15 protein-coding genes are annotated in these 15,774 nt (G+C 59.5%); 11 read left to right on the forward strand and 4 right to left on the reverse strand.

Annotated features, from left to right (window positions below; translation table 11 throughout):
- Nucleotides 1-62: 62 nt before the first annotated feature.
- Nucleotides 63-668, reverse strand: coding sequence for a malonic semialdehyde reductase (locus Q0M74_RS01190; RefSeq protein ID WP_293950976.1), 606 nt, complete (start codon nucleotides 666-668; stop codon nucleotides 63-65).
- 391 nt (nucleotides 669-1,059) lie between these two features.
- Between Q0M74_RS01190 and Q0M74_RS01195 the strand changes: the two genes are divergently transcribed.
- The 6 genes from Q0M74_RS01195 (at nucleotide 1,060) to Q0M74_RS01220 (ending at nucleotide 7,778) form a co-directional block, all read left to right on the forward strand.
- Nucleotides 1,060-1,395 carry a hypothetical protein gene (locus Q0M74_RS01195; protein WP_293950978.1) on the forward strand — a complete coding sequence of 112 codons (336 nt, stop codon included), beginning with the start codon at nucleotides 1,060-1,062 and terminating at the stop codon, nucleotides 1,393-1,395.
- Nucleotides 1,396-1,542: 147 nt separating this feature from the next.
- Nucleotides 1,543-3,363 (forward strand): SulP family inorganic anion transporter, encoded by a 1,821-nt coding sequence (locus Q0M74_RS01200; RefSeq protein ID WP_293950980.1) that lies wholly within the window; start codon nucleotides 1,543-1,545, stop codon nucleotides 3,361-3,363.
- 48 nt (nucleotides 3,364-3,411) lie between these two features.
- The gene (locus Q0M74_RS01205) at nucleotides 3,412-4,635 is read left to right on the forward strand and encodes an FAD-binding oxidoreductase (protein WP_293950982.1); all 1,224 of its coding nucleotides are present in this window, start codon (nucleotides 3,412-3,414) and stop codon (nucleotides 4,633-4,635) included.
- 182 nt (nucleotides 4,636-4,817) lie between these two features.
- On the forward strand, nucleotides 4,818-5,426 hold the full coding sequence (locus Q0M74_RS01210) for a VanZ family protein (RefSeq protein ID WP_293950984.1): 609 nt from the start codon (nucleotides 4,818-4,820) through the stop codon (nucleotides 5,424-5,426).
- 203 nt (nucleotides 5,427-5,629) lie between these two features.
- Nucleotides 5,630-6,226: a VanZ family protein gene (locus Q0M74_RS01215; RefSeq protein ID WP_293951008.1), complete on the forward strand. Its 597-nt coding sequence runs from the start codon at nucleotides 5,630-5,632 to the stop codon at nucleotides 6,224-6,226.
- A 34-nt stretch (nucleotides 6,227-6,260) separates the two neighbouring features.
- Nucleotides 6,261-7,778 (forward strand): gluconokinase, encoded by a 1,518-nt coding sequence (locus tag Q0M74_RS01220; protein WP_293950986.1) that lies wholly within the window; start codon nucleotides 6,261-6,263, stop codon nucleotides 7,776-7,778.
- Nucleotides 7,779-7,785: 7 nt separating this feature from the next.
- Here Q0M74_RS01220 and Q0M74_RS01225 read toward each other — a convergent pair whose 3' ends face one another.
- Nucleotides 7,786-8,964 carry an NADP-dependent malic enzyme gene (locus Q0M74_RS01225; protein WP_293950988.1) on the reverse strand — a complete coding sequence of 393 codons (1,179 nt, stop codon included), beginning with the start codon at nucleotides 8,962-8,964 and terminating at the stop codon, nucleotides 7,786-7,788.
- 412 nt (nucleotides 8,965-9,376) lie between these two features.
- Between Q0M74_RS01225 and Q0M74_RS01230 the strand changes: the two genes are divergently transcribed.
- From Q0M74_RS01230 to Q0M74_RS01240, 3 genes are all read left to right on the forward strand, one after another.
- Nucleotides 9,377-10,378, forward strand: a complete 1,002-nt coding sequence (locus tag Q0M74_RS01230) for a zinc-binding alcohol dehydrogenase family protein (RefSeq protein ID WP_293950990.1) — start codon at nucleotides 9,377-9,379, stop codon at nucleotides 10,376-10,378.
- A 6-nt stretch (nucleotides 10,379-10,384) separates the two neighbouring features.
- A complete protein-coding gene (locus Q0M74_RS01235; protein WP_293950992.1) occupies nucleotides 10,385-10,861 on the forward strand; it encodes a methylated-DNA--[protein]-cysteine S-methyltransferase in 477 nt (158 codons plus the stop codon).
- A 498-nt stretch (nucleotides 10,862-11,359) separates the two neighbouring features.
- Nucleotides 11,360-12,220, forward strand: a complete 861-nt coding sequence (locus tag Q0M74_RS01240; protein WP_293950994.1) for a DeoR/GlpR family DNA-binding transcription regulator — start codon at nucleotides 11,360-11,362, stop codon at nucleotides 12,218-12,220.
- Here Q0M74_RS01240 and Q0M74_RS01245 read toward each other — a convergent pair.
- On the reverse strand, nucleotides 12,217-13,386 hold the full coding sequence (locus tag Q0M74_RS01245) for an RtcB family protein (RefSeq protein ID WP_293950996.1): 1,170 nt from the start codon (nucleotides 13,384-13,386) through the stop codon (nucleotides 12,217-12,219). The two genes, Q0M74_RS01240 and Q0M74_RS01245, sit on opposite strands and share 4 nt — an antisense overlap.
- A 247-nt stretch (nucleotides 13,387-13,633) precedes the next feature.
- Entirely contained in the window at nucleotides 13,634-14,443 is an 810-nt protein-coding gene (locus Q0M74_RS01250; protein WP_293950998.1) for an Fpg/Nei family DNA glycosylase, read from the reverse strand.
- A gap of 146 nt (nucleotides 14,444-14,589) precedes the next feature.
- Here Q0M74_RS01250 and dps point away from each other — a divergent pair, with 146 nt between their 5' ends.
- Both dps and Q0M74_RS01260 read left to right on the forward strand, forming a co-directional pair.
- The gene (gene dps / locus Q0M74_RS01255; protein ID WP_293951000.1) at nucleotides 14,590-15,087 is read left to right on the forward strand and encodes a DNA starvation/stationary phase protection protein Dps; all 498 of its coding nucleotides are present in this window, start codon (nucleotides 14,590-14,592) and stop codon (nucleotides 15,085-15,087) included.
- A 301-nt stretch (nucleotides 15,088-15,388) separates the two neighbouring features.
- Nucleotides 15,389-15,774 (forward strand): hypothetical protein (locus Q0M74_RS01260; RefSeq protein WP_293951002.1); only part of this gene is annotated, 386 nt, incomplete at its 3' end.

The raw sequence follows: 15,774 nt of genomic DNA on the forward strand, positions 1-15,774 counted from the left end.
CAACACCCCTGTCCCCTCATTGAGGGGACAGGGGTGTTGCGTTGTCCAATGGGGAACTGAGACTAGAGGGTCTCCACAACCTCTTCGAAGGCCAGACGTGGGAGACGGTCGTACCAGGCGTTCTCGGCAGGCTTACCCATGTTGATGGCAACCATGACGCGGTGCTTGCCGTCGGGGAAGAATTCCTTGGAGATGGCATCGGCATCGAAACCGGTCATCGGGCCTGCGGCCAGGCCGGCTGCACGGATGCCGATGATGGCGTACCCGATCTGCAGACCGGTGTTGAGCTCGGCAGCGGATGCACGCATGGCGTCATCAGCGGCGAACATGTCGCGGGCACCCTCGAAGTGTGGGAAGAGCTGTGGCATCTCTTCGTGGAAGTCGATGTCAGCAGCAAGCAGTGCCACCGCAGGTGCCTGGGCGGTCTTGTCACGGTTGCCTTCAGCCATGTGGGGCAGCAGACGTGCCTTGGCCTCCTCGGAACGGATGACGATCACGCGCAGTGGCTGGTTGTTCATGGAGGTCGGTGCCCATTTGACCAGGTCAAAGATGGCGTTGATCTGCTCATCGGTCACTGGCTCGTCGGTGAAGGCGTTGGCGGTGCGTGCTTCACGGAAGAGAATGTTCTGTGCTTCTTCATTGATGACGAGGTTTGTGTTCTCAGACATGTTAAATGCAACTTTCAAGTAATGGGGAAGTTCCGAGGCCTCGTGGTTGGTGAGGGGGAGCTTCTGGTCGTTCTTTATTTCCACTGCCTTCGGAGGGAAGGCACCGCCTCCGCACTTTACTTGTCATGTCAACAACATGCAACCGGTCATGGTGTGTGAGGCGGTGTCGTGAGGGCGCGTGGATGCGCATGGCGGAGGGCCTGACTTTGCGGTGGGTATTGTGCGCAAGCCGAACGCTGGCGGGTTTGTGGTGTGGTCAGCGGAAATCCAGGAGGTGGTCAGGGGTGTTGCTCGGGGGTCATCGGCAGTGGTGATAAGTCCGTAATTCCCCTGCCCAGTTGGTATCCTCTATCTGCAAGACAAAACACATTGAGACTTTAAGGAATGTATAATGCGTAAGATTCGTAACTCTGCTATCGCTCTGCTCGCTGCTGGTTCACTCGCACTGACCGCTACCCCGGCAATGGCACAGTCCACCTCCGGCTCCACCGGCTCCTCCGCTTCCTCACAGGTGGGCGACGCACTGGGCGCCACCGAGGACGAGCGCGCAATCTGGGGCTCCGCCAAGGACCTCGATAGCGTCAGCCCATTCGGCCAGACCTGGTACCTCTACACCCTCGCAGCTACCGGTGTTGCTGTTGCAGGCATCCTGCACGCTAACATCCCAGCCATCGAAGCTGCTGCTGCACAGTGGGGCATCGAGCTGAACATCCCAGCTGGCCACTAATTACAGGCCTCTTTGATTCACGCGTGAATCAATAGTTAAACCCCCTGCGGGCAGTGTCACCTCCTGGTGAGACGCATCCCCACAGGGGGTTTTCTCAACCCTTACATGGATATCTAAATATCTCCCGGGCGGGTAGACCTGGAAGTCATGAGGATGAACATCTGGCCACCACCTGCCCTGCGTGGCACTGCTGGGAAAACACTAACCGGTGACATCAGAGCTGGACTGACCCTGGCTGCTATCGCCCTGCCCGGCGCGATGGCAGCAGCCCAGTTAGCCGGGGTGTCCCCTGCGCTGGGACTGTTGGGCTTTGTCATCGGCGCGGTGGTGTTTGCACTGGTTGGTGCCCACCGCACGCTGTCAGTGGGGCCAGATTCCACCATCGCCCCGATGTTGGCGGCCGGGGTTGCAGGTGCGGCAGCCGGTGGCACGAGCCGGGGCGGGGATGAAGGTACAGCGATCATCCTCATCTCGCTGATGGTGGGGGCCCTGTTGATCATCGTCGGTGTGCTCCGAGGGGGGTGGATCACGCAGTTTCTCTCCCGGCCGGTGACCGTCGGACTGCTTGCCGGCATCGGTATCTCCATCATCGTGTCGCAGGCAGGTGTCATCTCCGGGGTGGAGGATAAAACATCCGGGGTCGTTCATGAACAGTGGTGGCAGATATGGCAGCAGCGGATGGATATCAACCCCTGGTCAGTTGGCCTGGGGCTCCTGGTCGTCGTGGTGGTGCTGGTGGCGGGAAAGATCAGTGCGAAGATCCCCGGAGCATTGTTGGGCCTGGCCGTGGCCGCCGTCGCTGCGGCCTGGCTGGAGGGAGCCCAGCTAGGTGGGGAACGTGGCGTCGACAAGCTCCAGTCACCGGAGTCAGTGTGGGTGCTGCCGGACCTGGCAGGCATCCCCTGGGGTGCTGTCTGGGACCTGGTGCCCTCAGCCCTGGTCATCACCATGCTGATCACCGTGCAGACCGGCGCCACCGAGGTCTCCACCGAACAGGGCAACCGCACCCTCGACCGCGACCTGACCGCCATCGGGGTGGCCTCACTGGCATCTGCTGGTGCCGGATCCTTCGCTCTCAACGCCTCCCCACCACGCACCCGGCTGATCCAGGACGTGGGCGGAAAAACCCAGATCGCCGCCCTCAGCGCCGGTCTAGTGGTGCTCCTCCTGCTGCTGTTTGGCACTCAGCTGCTGCCCCTGCTGCCGGAAGCCGGACTAGCCGCAGTGCTGGTGACCATCGCGGCCTCACTGATCCGGGTGCGGGAACTACGTAATATCGCCCGCTACAGCCGCGTGGAACTACTCATCGCCCTGGGCACCATCATCGCGGTCTGCGAACTCGGCGTAGTCCAGGGCGTGGGCATCGCCGCCCTGGTCACCCTGCTCGACCGCACCCGGCGCGAAGCCCGCCCACCCATCCACCGCAAAGGACTCATCCCCGGCTCCAACCACTGGGTCCCCATCAACACCGGGGTGGATACCGTCCAGGTGCCCGGCATCCTCGTCTGGTCCGTGGAAGCCCCCATCTGGTACGCCGACGCCGACTATGTCCTGCGTGAACTCCGACATGAGCTCAACAATGGCGACTACAAGGTCCTCATTCTCGACGGCACCGCCATCTCCGACCTGGACTACACCGGGGTGCTGGCCATCAGCACACTCATCGACCGGCTGGCCAGCGATAACATCCCCGTCCTCATGTCACGCCCCACCCGCCCCATGCAGACCGCACTCCGACGCGCCGGGTTGGCCGATGAGATCCGCCTCCACCCCACTGTCTCCGACGCGGTGAAGGCCGGAGCTGAACTCGCCGGCCTGGAACTGGAATTCCGTGCAGCGCGGGCCAAGAAGAAGGATCTGGCCGCCCTGGAGCAGGAAGGGGCAAAGAGAACAGAGCTTATCGACGACCTGCCGCCTTCGCCCGGTGCTGTGTCTGCCCCTGAGGCCGATCACCGGGAGCTGGACTAGTCCCCTTTTTCGCTATGGTTGAGGTCACATTCCAAGGAGGTTTCTCATATGGGCAAGGTGATTGTGATCGGTGCGGGAATGGTGGGTCTGTCCACCGCCTGGCACCTCCAGGAACGCGGTTACGAGGTCAGTGTGCTCGACAGGAGAGGTATCGCGGCAGGCTCCTCCTGGGGTAATGCCGGATGGTTGACCCCAGCCAAGACACTCCCCCTGGCTGACCCCAGCCTGTGGACCTATGGTGCGAGAACATTTTTTGATGCGGACTCACCCCTGCACATGCCTTTCCGCATCGACCGCAACCTCTGGTTCTTCCTGGCACGCTTCATGCGCAATGCCACCCAACCCCGGTGGGACTCCACCCTGCGCGACCTCACCCCCATCAGCAGGGTGGCCCTGGCAGCCTTTGATGAATTACATGATGGGGGCATCGACCAGATCACCCACGACGGCCCCTTCATCATCGGTTTTGAAAACGAGGAACAATCCAAAGGTTTTCTCCGCGAGGTAGACGGGGTGCGTGCCCACGGTCAGGATGTGGAGATGTCACAGGTGGACAACCCCCAGGCCCTGGCGCCGATGCTCAGCGAGGAAGTCCCCCTCGTCTACCGCATGGAAGGCCAGAGATTCATCGAACCCGGCCCCTATGTGGAAGCCCTGGCCCGCTCGGTGATACACCGCGGTGGCGAAATCCGCACCGGTGTGGACATCACCCATGTGACTTCTGTGGACGGCCCCGCGGTGCTCTTCCCCGATGGCTCCCGTGAAGAGGCGGACAAGGTGGTCATCGCCACCGGAGCCTGGCTGCCGAAACTCGCCGCTGACCATGGTGTGAAGATGATGGTCCAAGCAGGGCGCGGTTACTCCTTCTCCGTGGACACCGATATTCCTGCTCAACACTCGCTTTATCTCCCCCACCACCGCATGGCCTGCACCCCTTATCAGGGACGTTTCCGCATCGCCGGCACCATGGAATTCCGTGGCCCCGATGAACCCCTGGACCCCCACCGCATCCAGGCCATCGTCAACCAGGCCCGCCGACTCATGCGCGGCATCGACTTCGATGACCGCCATGATGAATGGGTGGGCTCCCGACCCGTCACCACCGATGGCAAACCTCTGGTCGGACAGACAAACACCAAGAACATCTTCGTGGCCGGTGGACACGGCATGTGGGGCATCGTCTTAGGGCCTGCCACCGGAAAATACCTGGCGGAACTGATGGACACCGGTGTCACCGATCCAGCCATCGCCCCCTTTGACCCACTGCGCTGACTACTGCGCGGCCCTGTTGTGTTGACCACTTCTCTGCGGTACTCCCAGGGGGGGAAGAGGGTTAGAATTCCCGGGATAGCTCACCTACGCCCGGTGGATGTCAGCAATATCACCGGGCAGATCACCCAATTGCAGGCAGTCTGACAGTCACCGTACAGGGCAGGCCCTTAAGGTGACGTGCCATGTCATTAACCAAGATCCGTGGGAACAGCCCCCAACCACCCGCTGGAACTGAACCCACACAGCAGGACAACAACACCATGAAGAAACCGTCGAGCAGACAGCCCCTGGCACGGGTCATCCCCTTTGCCTTCGTTGTCTACGGCGTCGTGCTGATCGCCCTGACCATGTTCAAGAGCAGACTGTCCCTGGGCGGGATGTGGAACACTGAAGCCCACCAACAACGCTCCCTGGACCTGGTGTTATTCAACGGCTTCATAGACGCACCCGTCTGGTGGGGCCCCTGGGTCAACACCTTCGGCAACATCGTGCTGTTCATGCCCTTCGGATTCTTCCTCTACTTCCTACTCCGCTCCCACAGCAGCAGATTCCCCCTCCTCGAGGTGACCTTATTCTCCGCCCTGGCAAGCCTGGGCATCGAGGTCCTCCAATGGGGTCTCTCCGTCGGCTACAGCGATGTGGATGACCTGCTGTTCAACACCATCGGCGGCATCATTGGAGGAACGATCGCCTCCCGGCTCCCGAGAGCAGCAGTGACCAGGTTGTCACTGATCATCACCGGCTCCTGCCTGGCGGTCCTGCTGCTGATCGCCTCATCAAGCTTCCGCTGACACCGGAACACAGGCAGGATCCTGGCAGCGTATTGACACCCCGGATCCCCCGGTGACCACGGAGAACTTCCGCTAACATTCCGGGAATGAGCCAATCACGGAAAGTCAGACGCGCCGGGACAGCTGCCACCACCGGGTCGGCTGGGGGTACACCACCTGAGAAAAACCGGGGAGGCCGTGGCAGGAGAAAACCCCCGCAGTGGTTGGTCCTGATCGCACTACTGGCCTATTCCGCGGTGATGATCTCCCTGACCATGTTGAAGGCCTTCTTCGTCATCGGCCTGTTGTGGCAGAAGGAGGCCCACCGCAACCGGTCCCTGGAACTGACGCCCTTCAATGAATATGCGGAGACCGGCACCTGGTTTGCCCCACTGTTTGGTTATGGCGGAAACTTCGCCTTCTTCGTCCCCTTCGGCGTGCTGCTCTATGTCCTGCTGCGCAACTCAAAGAAGAGCGCCACCAGAAAAATGGCCGTGCTGAAGGTCATGGCCTTCGGCGCACTGTTCAGCTTCCTCATTGAGGTGTGCCAGTATATTTTCTCCCTGGGCTACAGCGATATTGATGATCTCTTCTTCAACACCCTGGGTGCTGTGACCGGCGCGGTGGTGGCAAAGATCTTCGGCCCCCGTTTCCACTGGCTGTGGGTGTGGCTGGCTGTGCTCCTGGGCGTGGTGTTCGCGGTGTTGGTGGCACTGGGCCCACGCCTGGGTGACCCCGATAGGGTGGTGGATGTTTACGCGATATCCTGGGGAGATAACCAGGCAGACGACCGGGCAGACGCTCCGGTGCCGCAGGCCTGAGAGCCAGACTGAAAAACCACAAAGAAGGTGCGCCATGGGAGCCATCCCAACAATGTCGATCCCACTGTCGGAATCCACCGGCCCCTACCTGGTGGCCATCGACATCGGATCCACAGCCTCGCGCGGCGGCATCTATGACAGCACAGGCTGCCCCATCAAGGGCTCCAAGCAGCGCATGCCCCATGCCTTCAGCACCGGCGATACAGGGGAATCAGGGGTCTCCACCATTGATCCAGACCAGGTGGTGGCAGAGATCAGTCAGGTGATTGATCACATCCTCACCTTTGCAGAGAAGAAGAACATCCAGGACCAGCTGGCCGGCGTGGTCCTGGATTCCTTTGCCTCCTCACTGATCCTGGTGGATGAGGACGGTGCTGCCCTGACCCCGTGCCTCACCTATGCCGATGCCCGTTCGGCACAGTATGTAGAGCAACTGCGCGGGGAGATTGATGAGTCGGCCTATCATGCACGCACCGGTGTCCGCCTGCACACCTCCTATCACCCATCCCGCCTGATGTGGCTGCGTGAGGAATATCCAGAGCTGTACGCACGGACGCAGTCGGTGATGACGATCGGTGAGTACATCTACTTTAAACTTGCCGGTATCCGGGGGATGTCCACCTCGGTGGCGGCCTGGAGTGGCATCCTCAATGCCCACACCGGTGATTTGGATCTGCCGATCTTTGACCACATCGGTGTCTCCCCTGAGCTGTTCGCAGCGATCTTTGACCCTGATGAGCCAGCGACCCCGGTCAGGCTGAGCTCTGAAACACATGCCGCGCTGGCCCGGGTGCCCTGGTTCCATGCAATCCCCGACGGGTGGCCCTCCAACGTCGGCCCCGGCGCATTGGATCAACGCACAGTGGCGGTGGCTGCAGCGACTTCTGGTGCCATGCGTGTGATCCTGCCCAAGGTTCCAGAACATATCCCACCTGGACTGTGGTGCTACCGGCTCTCACGGCACCAGTGCATCGTCGGCGGTGCGCTCAATGACGTCGGCCGGGCGGTCAGCTGGTTGGAAAGCACCGTGGCACCTGTGGAGAAACTCCCTGAGATCCTTGCCGGACCACCGATGCCCGCCACCCCAGCGGTGCTGCCGTTCTTCTCCGGGGAACGTTCCACCGGGTGGGCCAGTGACGCCACGGCAGCCTTCACCAACATCACGGCACAAACCGGACCGGCAGAAATGTGGCGCGGCGTCTTCGAATCACTTGCACTGTCCTACCAGCGGGTATGGGCAGAGATGACCGGCGCCGGAGCAGCCCCTGAACGGGTCATCGCCTCCGGCAGAGTGTCCACCGACCACCCCACCTGGCTGCACCTGTTGTGCGACTCCCTGGCCACTCCTGTCATCCCCCTGGAGATGAAACGTGCGACCCTACGGGGCACAGCACTCATCGCCTTGGACATCATCGACCCAGGTGGCGAGCGCGCCACTCCCCCATTGGGCAGGGCTCTCCAGCCCCGCCACGCGGAGTACTACATCAGGGCGCGTGAGAAGTTCGAAGAACTCTACGACACCCTGGTCAGGGAGAACATCAAGGAGAACTAAGCCTCCTTTATGCTCCCTGCTGCTCCGCAACAGCCTTGACTGCTGCACTCACGGCAGGGGCGACGCGGGGATCCAACGCAGAAGGCACGATGCTGTCGACGCTGAGCTCATCCTCGACGATGGCGGCGATCGCCTCGGCAGCAGCCAGCTTCATCTCCGGGGTGATCTTCTTGGCATGGGCAGCCAGTGCGCCATGGAAGATGCCGGGGAAGGCCAGGACATTGTTGATCTGGTTGGGAAGATCAGAACGCCCGGTGGCCACGATTGCGCCATAACGGTTGGACAACTCCGGATCAATCTCTGGAGTCGGGTTGGCCAGGGTGAACAGGATCGGCTCTGGAGCCATCAGTTTCAGCGCCTCCTCCCCGATGTTGCCGCCGGAGACACCGATGAAGAGATCCGCACCGGTGAAGGCGTCATTGACACCACCGGTGACACCGCGTGGGTTGGTCTTGGCAGCGAGATCAGCCTTGACTGGGGTCAGGTCACCACGGCTGGCGTGGAGGACACCACGGGAATCCAACACGATGATGTCAGTGGCACCGGCGTTGGTGAGGATATCCACCGCCGCGACACCAGCCGCACCGGCACCAGAGATGACGATCTTCAGATCAGCGATATCGCGATCCAGCAGCTTGAGGGAGTTACGCAGCGCGGCGAGGATAACCACGGCGGTACCGTGCTGATCATCGTGCATGACCGGGATGTCCAGACGTTCGATCAGCCTGCGCTCCACCTCGAAGCAACGTGGAGCGGAGATGTCTTCCAAGTTGATGGCACCAAAGGATGGTGCAATCGCCGCGATGGTCTCCACCAGTGCGTCGACCTCACGGACGTCAAGAACAATAGGAACAGCCTTGAGGCCGGCGAAGGAGTTGAACAGCTGGGCCTTGCCCTCCATGACAGGGATCGACGCCTGCGGTCCGATATCGCCAAGACCAAGCACAGCACTGCCATCAGAGATCACCGCGACGGTGTTGCCGATACCCGTGTGGGTGCGAGCAACCTCTGGATCCTCAGCGATCGCTTCACACACGGTGGCCACACCCGGGGTGTAAGCCAGGGAGAGATCACGCATATCGCGCAATGGGCGTGTGGAACTGATGGTGAGTTTGCCACCCTCGTGGGCATCAAAGATCTCATCGCGGGTGAGGTTCTGCGTGGTGCGCTGCAGGCTGATGGTCATAAAAGTCACCTTTAACTTTGTTGGTTTTGCTGTGAAACAATCTTTTAGGGCTAAAAGACTATGCGATATCTGTCGATCTATAAAAGCTCCGCGATGCGAACATCAGTAAAAGCTACCTGACCTTTATTGCTATGATTGCTAATGTCATTTTGTTTATGAATAAAATTATTTCATGTTGAGGGAAGTGCTGGATTTCTTAGCGGTCTGACCACTTAACCGCTGGTAAAAGACATGATTGTTATTTCTGGCAGATCATCTACCACAAATCGAGGGGCCAGCAAGCGCCCACGATGGAGGAACACCCGATAAGAAGATATGACTTTGCCGGTGCCGGGCACCACTGCCTGCGGCGCCTGAGAAGTAGTTTCAATCGGACTCCATGAGGGGGCGTTGAGGGCTAATATCGGGGGCCATGACCACCCCCAAACTGACCATGTCAGCTGTAGCCATGCTTGATTCCATCCCTTCTGAGCAACCGGACTTCCTGGTTGATGTAGAACTTGACCGCCCCTCCCCCGGACCCCGGGACCTTCTCGTGGAGATCGACGCCGTCTCCATCAACCCTGTTGACACCAAGGTGCGGATGCGTGCCGGCAAGCAGGACCACCCCAAAGTGCTGGGCTATGACGCCACAGGCACCGTCGTGGAGGTAGGGGCTGACACCTCCCTCTTCGCCGTCGGAGACAAGGTATTCTACGCAGGATCAAATATCCGACAGGGCACCAACGCACAGTTCCACCTGGTTGATGAACGCATCGTCGGCCACGCCCCGGCGACCCTGGACCCAGCCGATGCTGCAGCCCTGCCCCTGGTCGCCTTGACCGCCTGGGAAGCACTGTTTGACCGCCTACCCGTCACCCAGTCCACCACCGGCACCCTGCTGGTCCTCGGCGGCTCAGGAGGCGTGCCCTCCGCACTCATCCAGATCGCCCGCGCACTGACCGGACTGAAAGTGGTAGCCACCGCCTCCCGACCGGAATCAGCGGACTGGGTGACAAAGCTCGGCGCCCATGAGGTCATCGACCACTCCAGGGACCTCACCGACCAGATCAGTGATGTTGATTTTGTCTTCAGCTCCTGGACCACCGGCCGGGAAGTGGAACTGGCCACCGTGATGAAACCACAATCTCACCTCGTGCTCATCGATGACCCGGTGAACCCGAACCTGGGCGCTTTCAAGCAAAAAGCCATCGCCCTGCACTGGGAATTCATGTTCACCCGCGCCATGTTCACCACCCCGGACATGGCGGTGCAAGGAGAGATCCTCAACAAGATCGCCGACATGGTTGACCGGGGACAGTTCCAGACGGTCACCGACCGGGTTCTCGAAGGCTTGAATGCTGCCACCCTCATGGAAGGTCACCGCATTGTGGAGCAGGGTAGAGCAACAGGAAAAATCGTGGTGAGGGCTTAAACCACCATGGATCACCACATTCGCGTTGACACCCCCATCGGCGAACTCCTCCTGATCGCCAATGAGGAAGGCCTCAGTTATGTCGCCTTCGCCGATGAAAATCATGCCGCCCACACCGCAGAATCCACCCCAGGGGAAACTCCCATACTCATCCAGGCACGCACACAGCTGGATGAGTACTTCACCGGACAGCGTCGAGAATTCAGTGTTCCCCTGTCTCTACGGTCCGGGGAGGATCTGGGATTCCGGGAACGGGCACAACGATTACTCCAAACTATCCCTTATGGAGAGATTCGAACATACGGGCAATTAGCCACTGAACTGGGAAGCTCTGGAGCGGTCCGCGCAGTGGGCAGTGCCTGCGCCACCAATCCCCTGCCCCTCTTCGTGCCCTGTCACCGAATAACGCGTAGTGACGGAAGTCTTGGAGGCTACCGCGGTGGCCTGGAAGCAAAGCAGTGGCTGTTAAATCTCGAAGCATAGGCTTTCGATCCTGAACAATAACGAAAGCGGGAATTCTGAAACGCCTTCGTTATTCATTGGGGCAAAACGAAAGCGTAAAAGGAAATCGAAAGCTTTAGCATGATGTGATCGAAACTGAACACTGCGGTCAGTGATCCATATCTTACTGCTGTAATTTCGTTATTGTAATTCATGATCGAAAGCAGTTTGACCAGCCCATATTGGGTACTTCTCCTGTTTCGAAAGCGGTATTTTTCGGCGCTTGAAGCGACTTTCCCTAGAGTGGCTTTCGTTTATGTCGAAAGTATAGGGTGAAACTTTTCCAAAATCGAAAGCATGGGTTTCGTTTGTCTTGGAATGAAACCGAAAGTCAGTGTGTCAGTATCGAAAGTGGATGATCGTCTTTAACTTTCGTTTTAGAATGACTTTTTGTTTCGTTTTCTTGTGGATCTTTTGAAAAGTGCCACGACATGGCCTGATGGTCTTCCACTGCGCGACAGGTTAGGTATCGTTTGACGTGTGAGTACCAACATCCAGCGCCCCGACTCTGCTGAGGAGCGCCGCGCCCGCATTGCAGACATGGTGCAGCAGCGTGGCAGCATCAAGTTGACTGACCTGGTGGGACCGCTGGGTGTCTCGGAGCCGACGCTTCGAAAAGACCTCACCGCCCTGGAGAATCAGGGGCGGCTCAAACGCACCCACGGCGGTGCCGTCGCACTCGAAGGGGCGACACCCGCAGAGCCTTCAGCAGCACCTCTGGAGAATGCAGGGTCTTCTGCAACCTTCACGGCTGCTGCAGCCCCCGGCCTGCTCGGTGACATCCCCTTCCCTGCTCCTGTGCCAGAGGTCCGCGCAGAATCGAAAGAGCGGATCGCACGTGTCTGCTTGGAGATGATTGCCGATGATTCCTCGGCCTTCTTCGATTCCGGTTCCACCATCGCCATGATGGCCACCTTGATGGAACGGCCTGCGAATGTGCTCACTAATTCTGTGCCCATTGCGCCGATCCTGGCGGACAAGCCTCGGATCGGTCACACCCTGCTCGGTGGCCAGTACCGGGTGTTGGGGGAATGCGTGACCGGCCCCATCGCGATGATGGGGCTGTCCCAGTTCACCGTCGATACCGCTTTCATCAGTGTCGTGGGACTGGCAGAGGGTGGTGTCACCGTGGCCGATGTCTCCGAGGCCGACATCAAACGCGCGGCCATTGATTCCGCCCGGCGCGTTGTTGTGCCCCTGGAGGTGACGCAGGTGGGCAGCACTGGGTTCTGCCACCTGGCCTCGCTGGAGCGTATTGACGATATCGTCACTGACGCTCCGCATGAGGACCTCAAGCGCTGGTGTGCGGCGGCCGGGGTGCGCCTGCACGTGGCACTTTAGGTGCCCTTGACGTTGACGACCTGACGTAGTTTGTGTCGGATGCTCACCAGGTCTGTGGCATCGGCCATGACCTGATCAATATCTTTATAAGCGTCCGGGATCTCATCAACCCATTCCTTGCCCGGGCGGTAGACGATGCCGGCCATGCGGGCGTCGAGGTCCTTGGCGGTGAACGCCTTCTTCGCCTGGGTGCGTGACATGCGTCGGCCGGCGCCATGTGGTGCCGAACGCAGGGCCTCCGGGTTGCCTTTGCCCTCCACGACGTAGGAGGCGGTGCCCATGGAACCGGGGATGAGTGCCATGGTGCCGGCGTCGGCAAGCACTGCTCCCTTGCGGGTCAGCCAGACGGTTTCGCCGTAGTGTTCCTCTTCCACGGTGTAGTTGTGGTGGCAGTTGATGCGCTCGACTTCATCCACCGGTGCCTCCATGAAGCGCCCCAACTGTTCGGAGAAGCGGTCCATCATCTCCTCGCGGTTGAGGAAGGCGAAGCGCTGTGCCCACTGCAGCTCACTGAGGTAGTCACTGAATTCCCGTGTGCCCTCGGTGAGGTAGGCCAGATCACGGTCGGGTAGGTCCTCACCTTTGCAGGCCTCGCGGGCAATCCGGATGTGTTTCTGGGCGATCTTGTTGCCCACTCCCCTGGATCCGGAGTGCAGAAACATCCAGACGCGGTCTTCCTCATCAAGGCAGAGTTCGATGAAATGGTTACCGCCACCCAGGGAGCCGAGCTGCTGCTTCCACTTCGGGGAGTGGGAGAGATCAACATTGTTCTTGGCCGCCAGTTCTTCGAGTTCTGCGACCTTGGGCAGGGCGGTGTCCTGCAGGGCCGCCTTGTTGTAATTACCCGGGGACAGCGGGATGGCACGTTCCAGGGAGTCGCGCAGGCGGGTCAGATCACGGCCCTCAAGCTCTGTGGCGGTGAAGCCGGTGCGCACACCGATCATGCCGCAGCCGATGTCCACGCCCACGGCAGCGGGGATGACAGCACCCCGGGTGCCGAAGACGGTGCCCACCGAGGAACCCAGCCCGAAGTGGGCATCAGGCATCAGTGCCACGTGTGGGTAGATGAAGGGCATGGTGGCTGTCGCCTTGGCCTGATCAAGGGCGGCGTCTTCCAGGAGGGAGGCGAAGGAGATGACATCAGTGCTGGCTGGATTCTCAGCCATGGCAGAGTCCTTTCAAAAGATTTGGGGATAAAAAATGGCCCTCGCGGGATGCACGCTGAAATGACTGCGTACCGCGGGGGCCTGTGGGGAGAGCTTCTGAGGCTATAACAGCTCCAGATATGGGGGAAGGCATGACGGAACGCGTGTGCGTAGATGCTGTTGAAGCAACTGATAAGCAGGCATTTTTGTCATTTCCTTTCCGTTGGGACCATCTTGGCATGAAAATGGGTCGGGGACAATGGGGGTGTCACGCCTGGCAGCCGGGGCACCAGAAGAGGTTGCGCCCTTCCATCACCTGATCTCGGATTGGGGTGCCACACAGGTAGCAGGGCTGGCTGGTGCGTCGATAGGTGTAGACCTCACCCCCGTGATCATCCTTGCGGGGTGTGCGCCCCATGGCTTCCGGGGTGTGTTCATGGCGCACGGTGTCAATCCGTCCGGCGGTCACGCCCTCTTTCATCAGGCCCACCAGATCAGCCCAGATGGAGTGGAATTCTGCAGTGGTGATCTCACGGCCCGGTTTGAAGGGTGAGATGCCTAAACGGAAGAGGGTTTCCGCCCGGTAGATATTGCCTACCCCGGCAAAGAGCTTCTGGTCCATGAGCAGGGAGCCGATGCTGCGGCCGGAACGTTGCACTTTGATGCGGATGGGTTCCGGGTCGGCATCATCACGGATCGGATCAGCGCCCAGTTTGCCGATGGCAATGTCACGCTCCTCATCGGTGATCAGGCGGCACCACTGCGGGCCACGGAGATTCGCTGCGATTTCACCATCGGTGATGTGGAGTCGGATCTGGCCGCGGGTTTCCTCCGCCGGTTCAAACTGCAGGGTGCCGATGAGTCCTAGGTGGATATAGATGATGTGCTCGGGGTGAGCGGCATCAAAATCGATGAACAGGTGCTTACCAAAGGCATCAGCACGGGCAATGCGGGTCTGATCCACGATTGCAGCTTCCGTGGCGAAGCGGCCCTGTGGAGAGGTAATGCCGAGAACAGCATCACCGAATTTCTGGGTGAGTTCTCCAGCGAGACGATGAATGACGTGTCCTTCAGGCATGAATTCCACCTTAACCAGTGCGTATGAAAACAGGGAAACAGATGATGCGAACGGGCTGGGAAAGTCCGAGTTGAGCCCAGCCTGCCACTTATTAGTTTAGGCTAAGATTCAGTGACAAGTTATAAAAAATCAGTATAATAACTGACATGAGCAACTACACAGTCCCTGGAATCAATGAAAATGACGCCAAGCAGCTTATTGATGGACTGCAGGAGCGTCTCACCGACTACAACGATCTCCACCTCATCCTCAAGCACGTCCACTGGAACGTGGTGGGCCCCAACTTCATCGCCGTCCACGAAATGCTCGACCCACAGGTTGACCTGGTCCGTGGATATGCCGATGAGGTGGCAGAGCGCATCTCCACCCTGGGCGGAGCCCCGATCGGCACCCCGGCCGGCCATGTGGATAACCGCACCCCACTGGACTACGAGATGAACCGTGGCAGCACCCAGGACCACCTCAGCGCCCTGAACCGCGTGTACACCACCGTCCTGGAACGCCTGCGTGAATCCATGGCTCAGGCAGGCGCCACCGACTCCGTCACCGAGGACATCTACATCGCCCAGGCCGCCGAACTGGAGAAGTTCCAGTGGTTCATGCGCGCCCACATCGATGATGGTTCCGGAAACATCAACGAATAACAGCAGCTTTCTGCTTCTGTCAGCGCCGATCCCCACACCACCTGAAGTGGTGTGGGGATCGGCGCTGTCTGCTGTGTGGAAGCGCTGCGTCCTGAGGGGCATAATCTCGACACACAGGATGACTTGTGGTGCTCAGTGTCGATTCATGAATGGTTTTTAAGCAGGGAGCAAATTTATATTTATCTGGATCGCCCCCTCTATCCGCACTTTTCTGTTTAGCTTCAACTGGTACATATTTTCCTCTAAGGCTTCGGCCCCTCCCCTCCCCCTCCCGTTGAAATGGATGAAACTGTTGAGACAAATGCAGCGCACCAAACAGCTCACAGTCCTTCTCATCTGTGGCTTAGCCCTGTCTGGTTGTGGAAATTATCTTGGTGATGTCACGGTGGAAGGCCGGTCTGGTCTCGCCCGTTCAGAAGCAGGTGATGTGATCATCCGGGTACAACCCTGTGGCCTCCCCATCGATTCTGTTCGCGTCTCAGGCCCCTACCAACATGAGGATCCACCTGAGGCCAATCCGGCATACCTGCGATTACGTGATGAGGCAGGGCGTTCCGAACCCTTTGTCATAGATCCCGCCGCTATCGAATCATCATGGACCGTGGATGTGAATGAACCCATCCCCTCCCACCGTGATGCCATGCTCATCGTCAATTCCCATATCGAGGGAAAGAACTCTCAGACATC

The sequence above is a fragment of the uncultured Corynebacterium sp. genome (assembly GCF_945649885.1).
Lineage (GTDB): Bacteria > Actinomycetota > Actinomycetes > Mycobacteriales > Mycobacteriaceae > Corynebacterium.

What these genes read in the sequence shown, in the direction of transcription:
- Q0M74_RS01230 (WP_293950990.1), top strand. Translation starts at nt 9,377, where the DNA reads ATGACCACCCCCAAACTGACCATGTCAGCTGTAGCCATGCTTGATTCC.
- Q0M74_RS01210 (WP_293950984.1), top strand. Translation starts at nt 4,818, where the DNA reads ATGTCATTAACCAAGATCCGTGGGAACAGCCCCCAACCACCCGCTGGA.
- Q0M74_RS01190 (WP_293950976.1), bottom strand. Translation starts at nt 668, where the DNA reads ATGTCTGAGAACACAAACCTCGTCATCAATGAAGAAGCACAGAACATT.
- Q0M74_RS01235 (WP_293950992.1), top strand. Translation starts at nt 10,385, where the DNA reads ATGGATCACCACATTCGCGTTGACACCCCCATCGGCGAACTCCTCCTG.
- Q0M74_RS01250 (WP_293950998.1), bottom strand. Translation starts at nt 14,443, where the DNA reads ATGCCTGAAGGACACGTCATTCATCGTCTCGCTGGAGAACTCACCCAG.
- dps (WP_293951000.1), top strand. Translation starts at nt 14,590, where the DNA reads ATGAGCAACTACACAGTCCCTGGAATCAATGAAAATGACGCCAAGCAG.
- Q0M74_RS01220 (WP_293950986.1), top strand. Translation starts at nt 6,261, where the DNA reads ATGGGAGCCATCCCAACAATGTCGATCCCACTGTCGGAATCCACCGGC.
- Q0M74_RS01245 (WP_293950996.1), bottom strand. Translation starts at nt 13,386, where the DNA reads ATGGCTGAGAATCCAGCCAGCACTGATGTCATCTCCTTCGCCTCCCTC.
- Q0M74_RS01225 (WP_293950988.1), bottom strand. Translation starts at nt 8,964, where the DNA reads ATGACCATCAGCCTGCAGCGCACCACGCAGAACCTCACCCGCGATGAG.
- Q0M74_RS01195 (WP_293950978.1), top strand. Translation starts at nt 1,060, where the DNA reads ATGCGTAAGATTCGTAACTCTGCTATCGCTCTGCTCGCTGCTGGTTCA.
- Q0M74_RS01205 (WP_293950982.1), top strand. Translation starts at nt 3,412, where the DNA reads ATGGGCAAGGTGATTGTGATCGGTGCGGGAATGGTGGGTCTGTCCACC.
- Q0M74_RS01200 (WP_293950980.1), top strand. Translation starts at nt 1,543, where the DNA reads ATGAGGATGAACATCTGGCCACCACCTGCCCTGCGTGGCACTGCTGGG.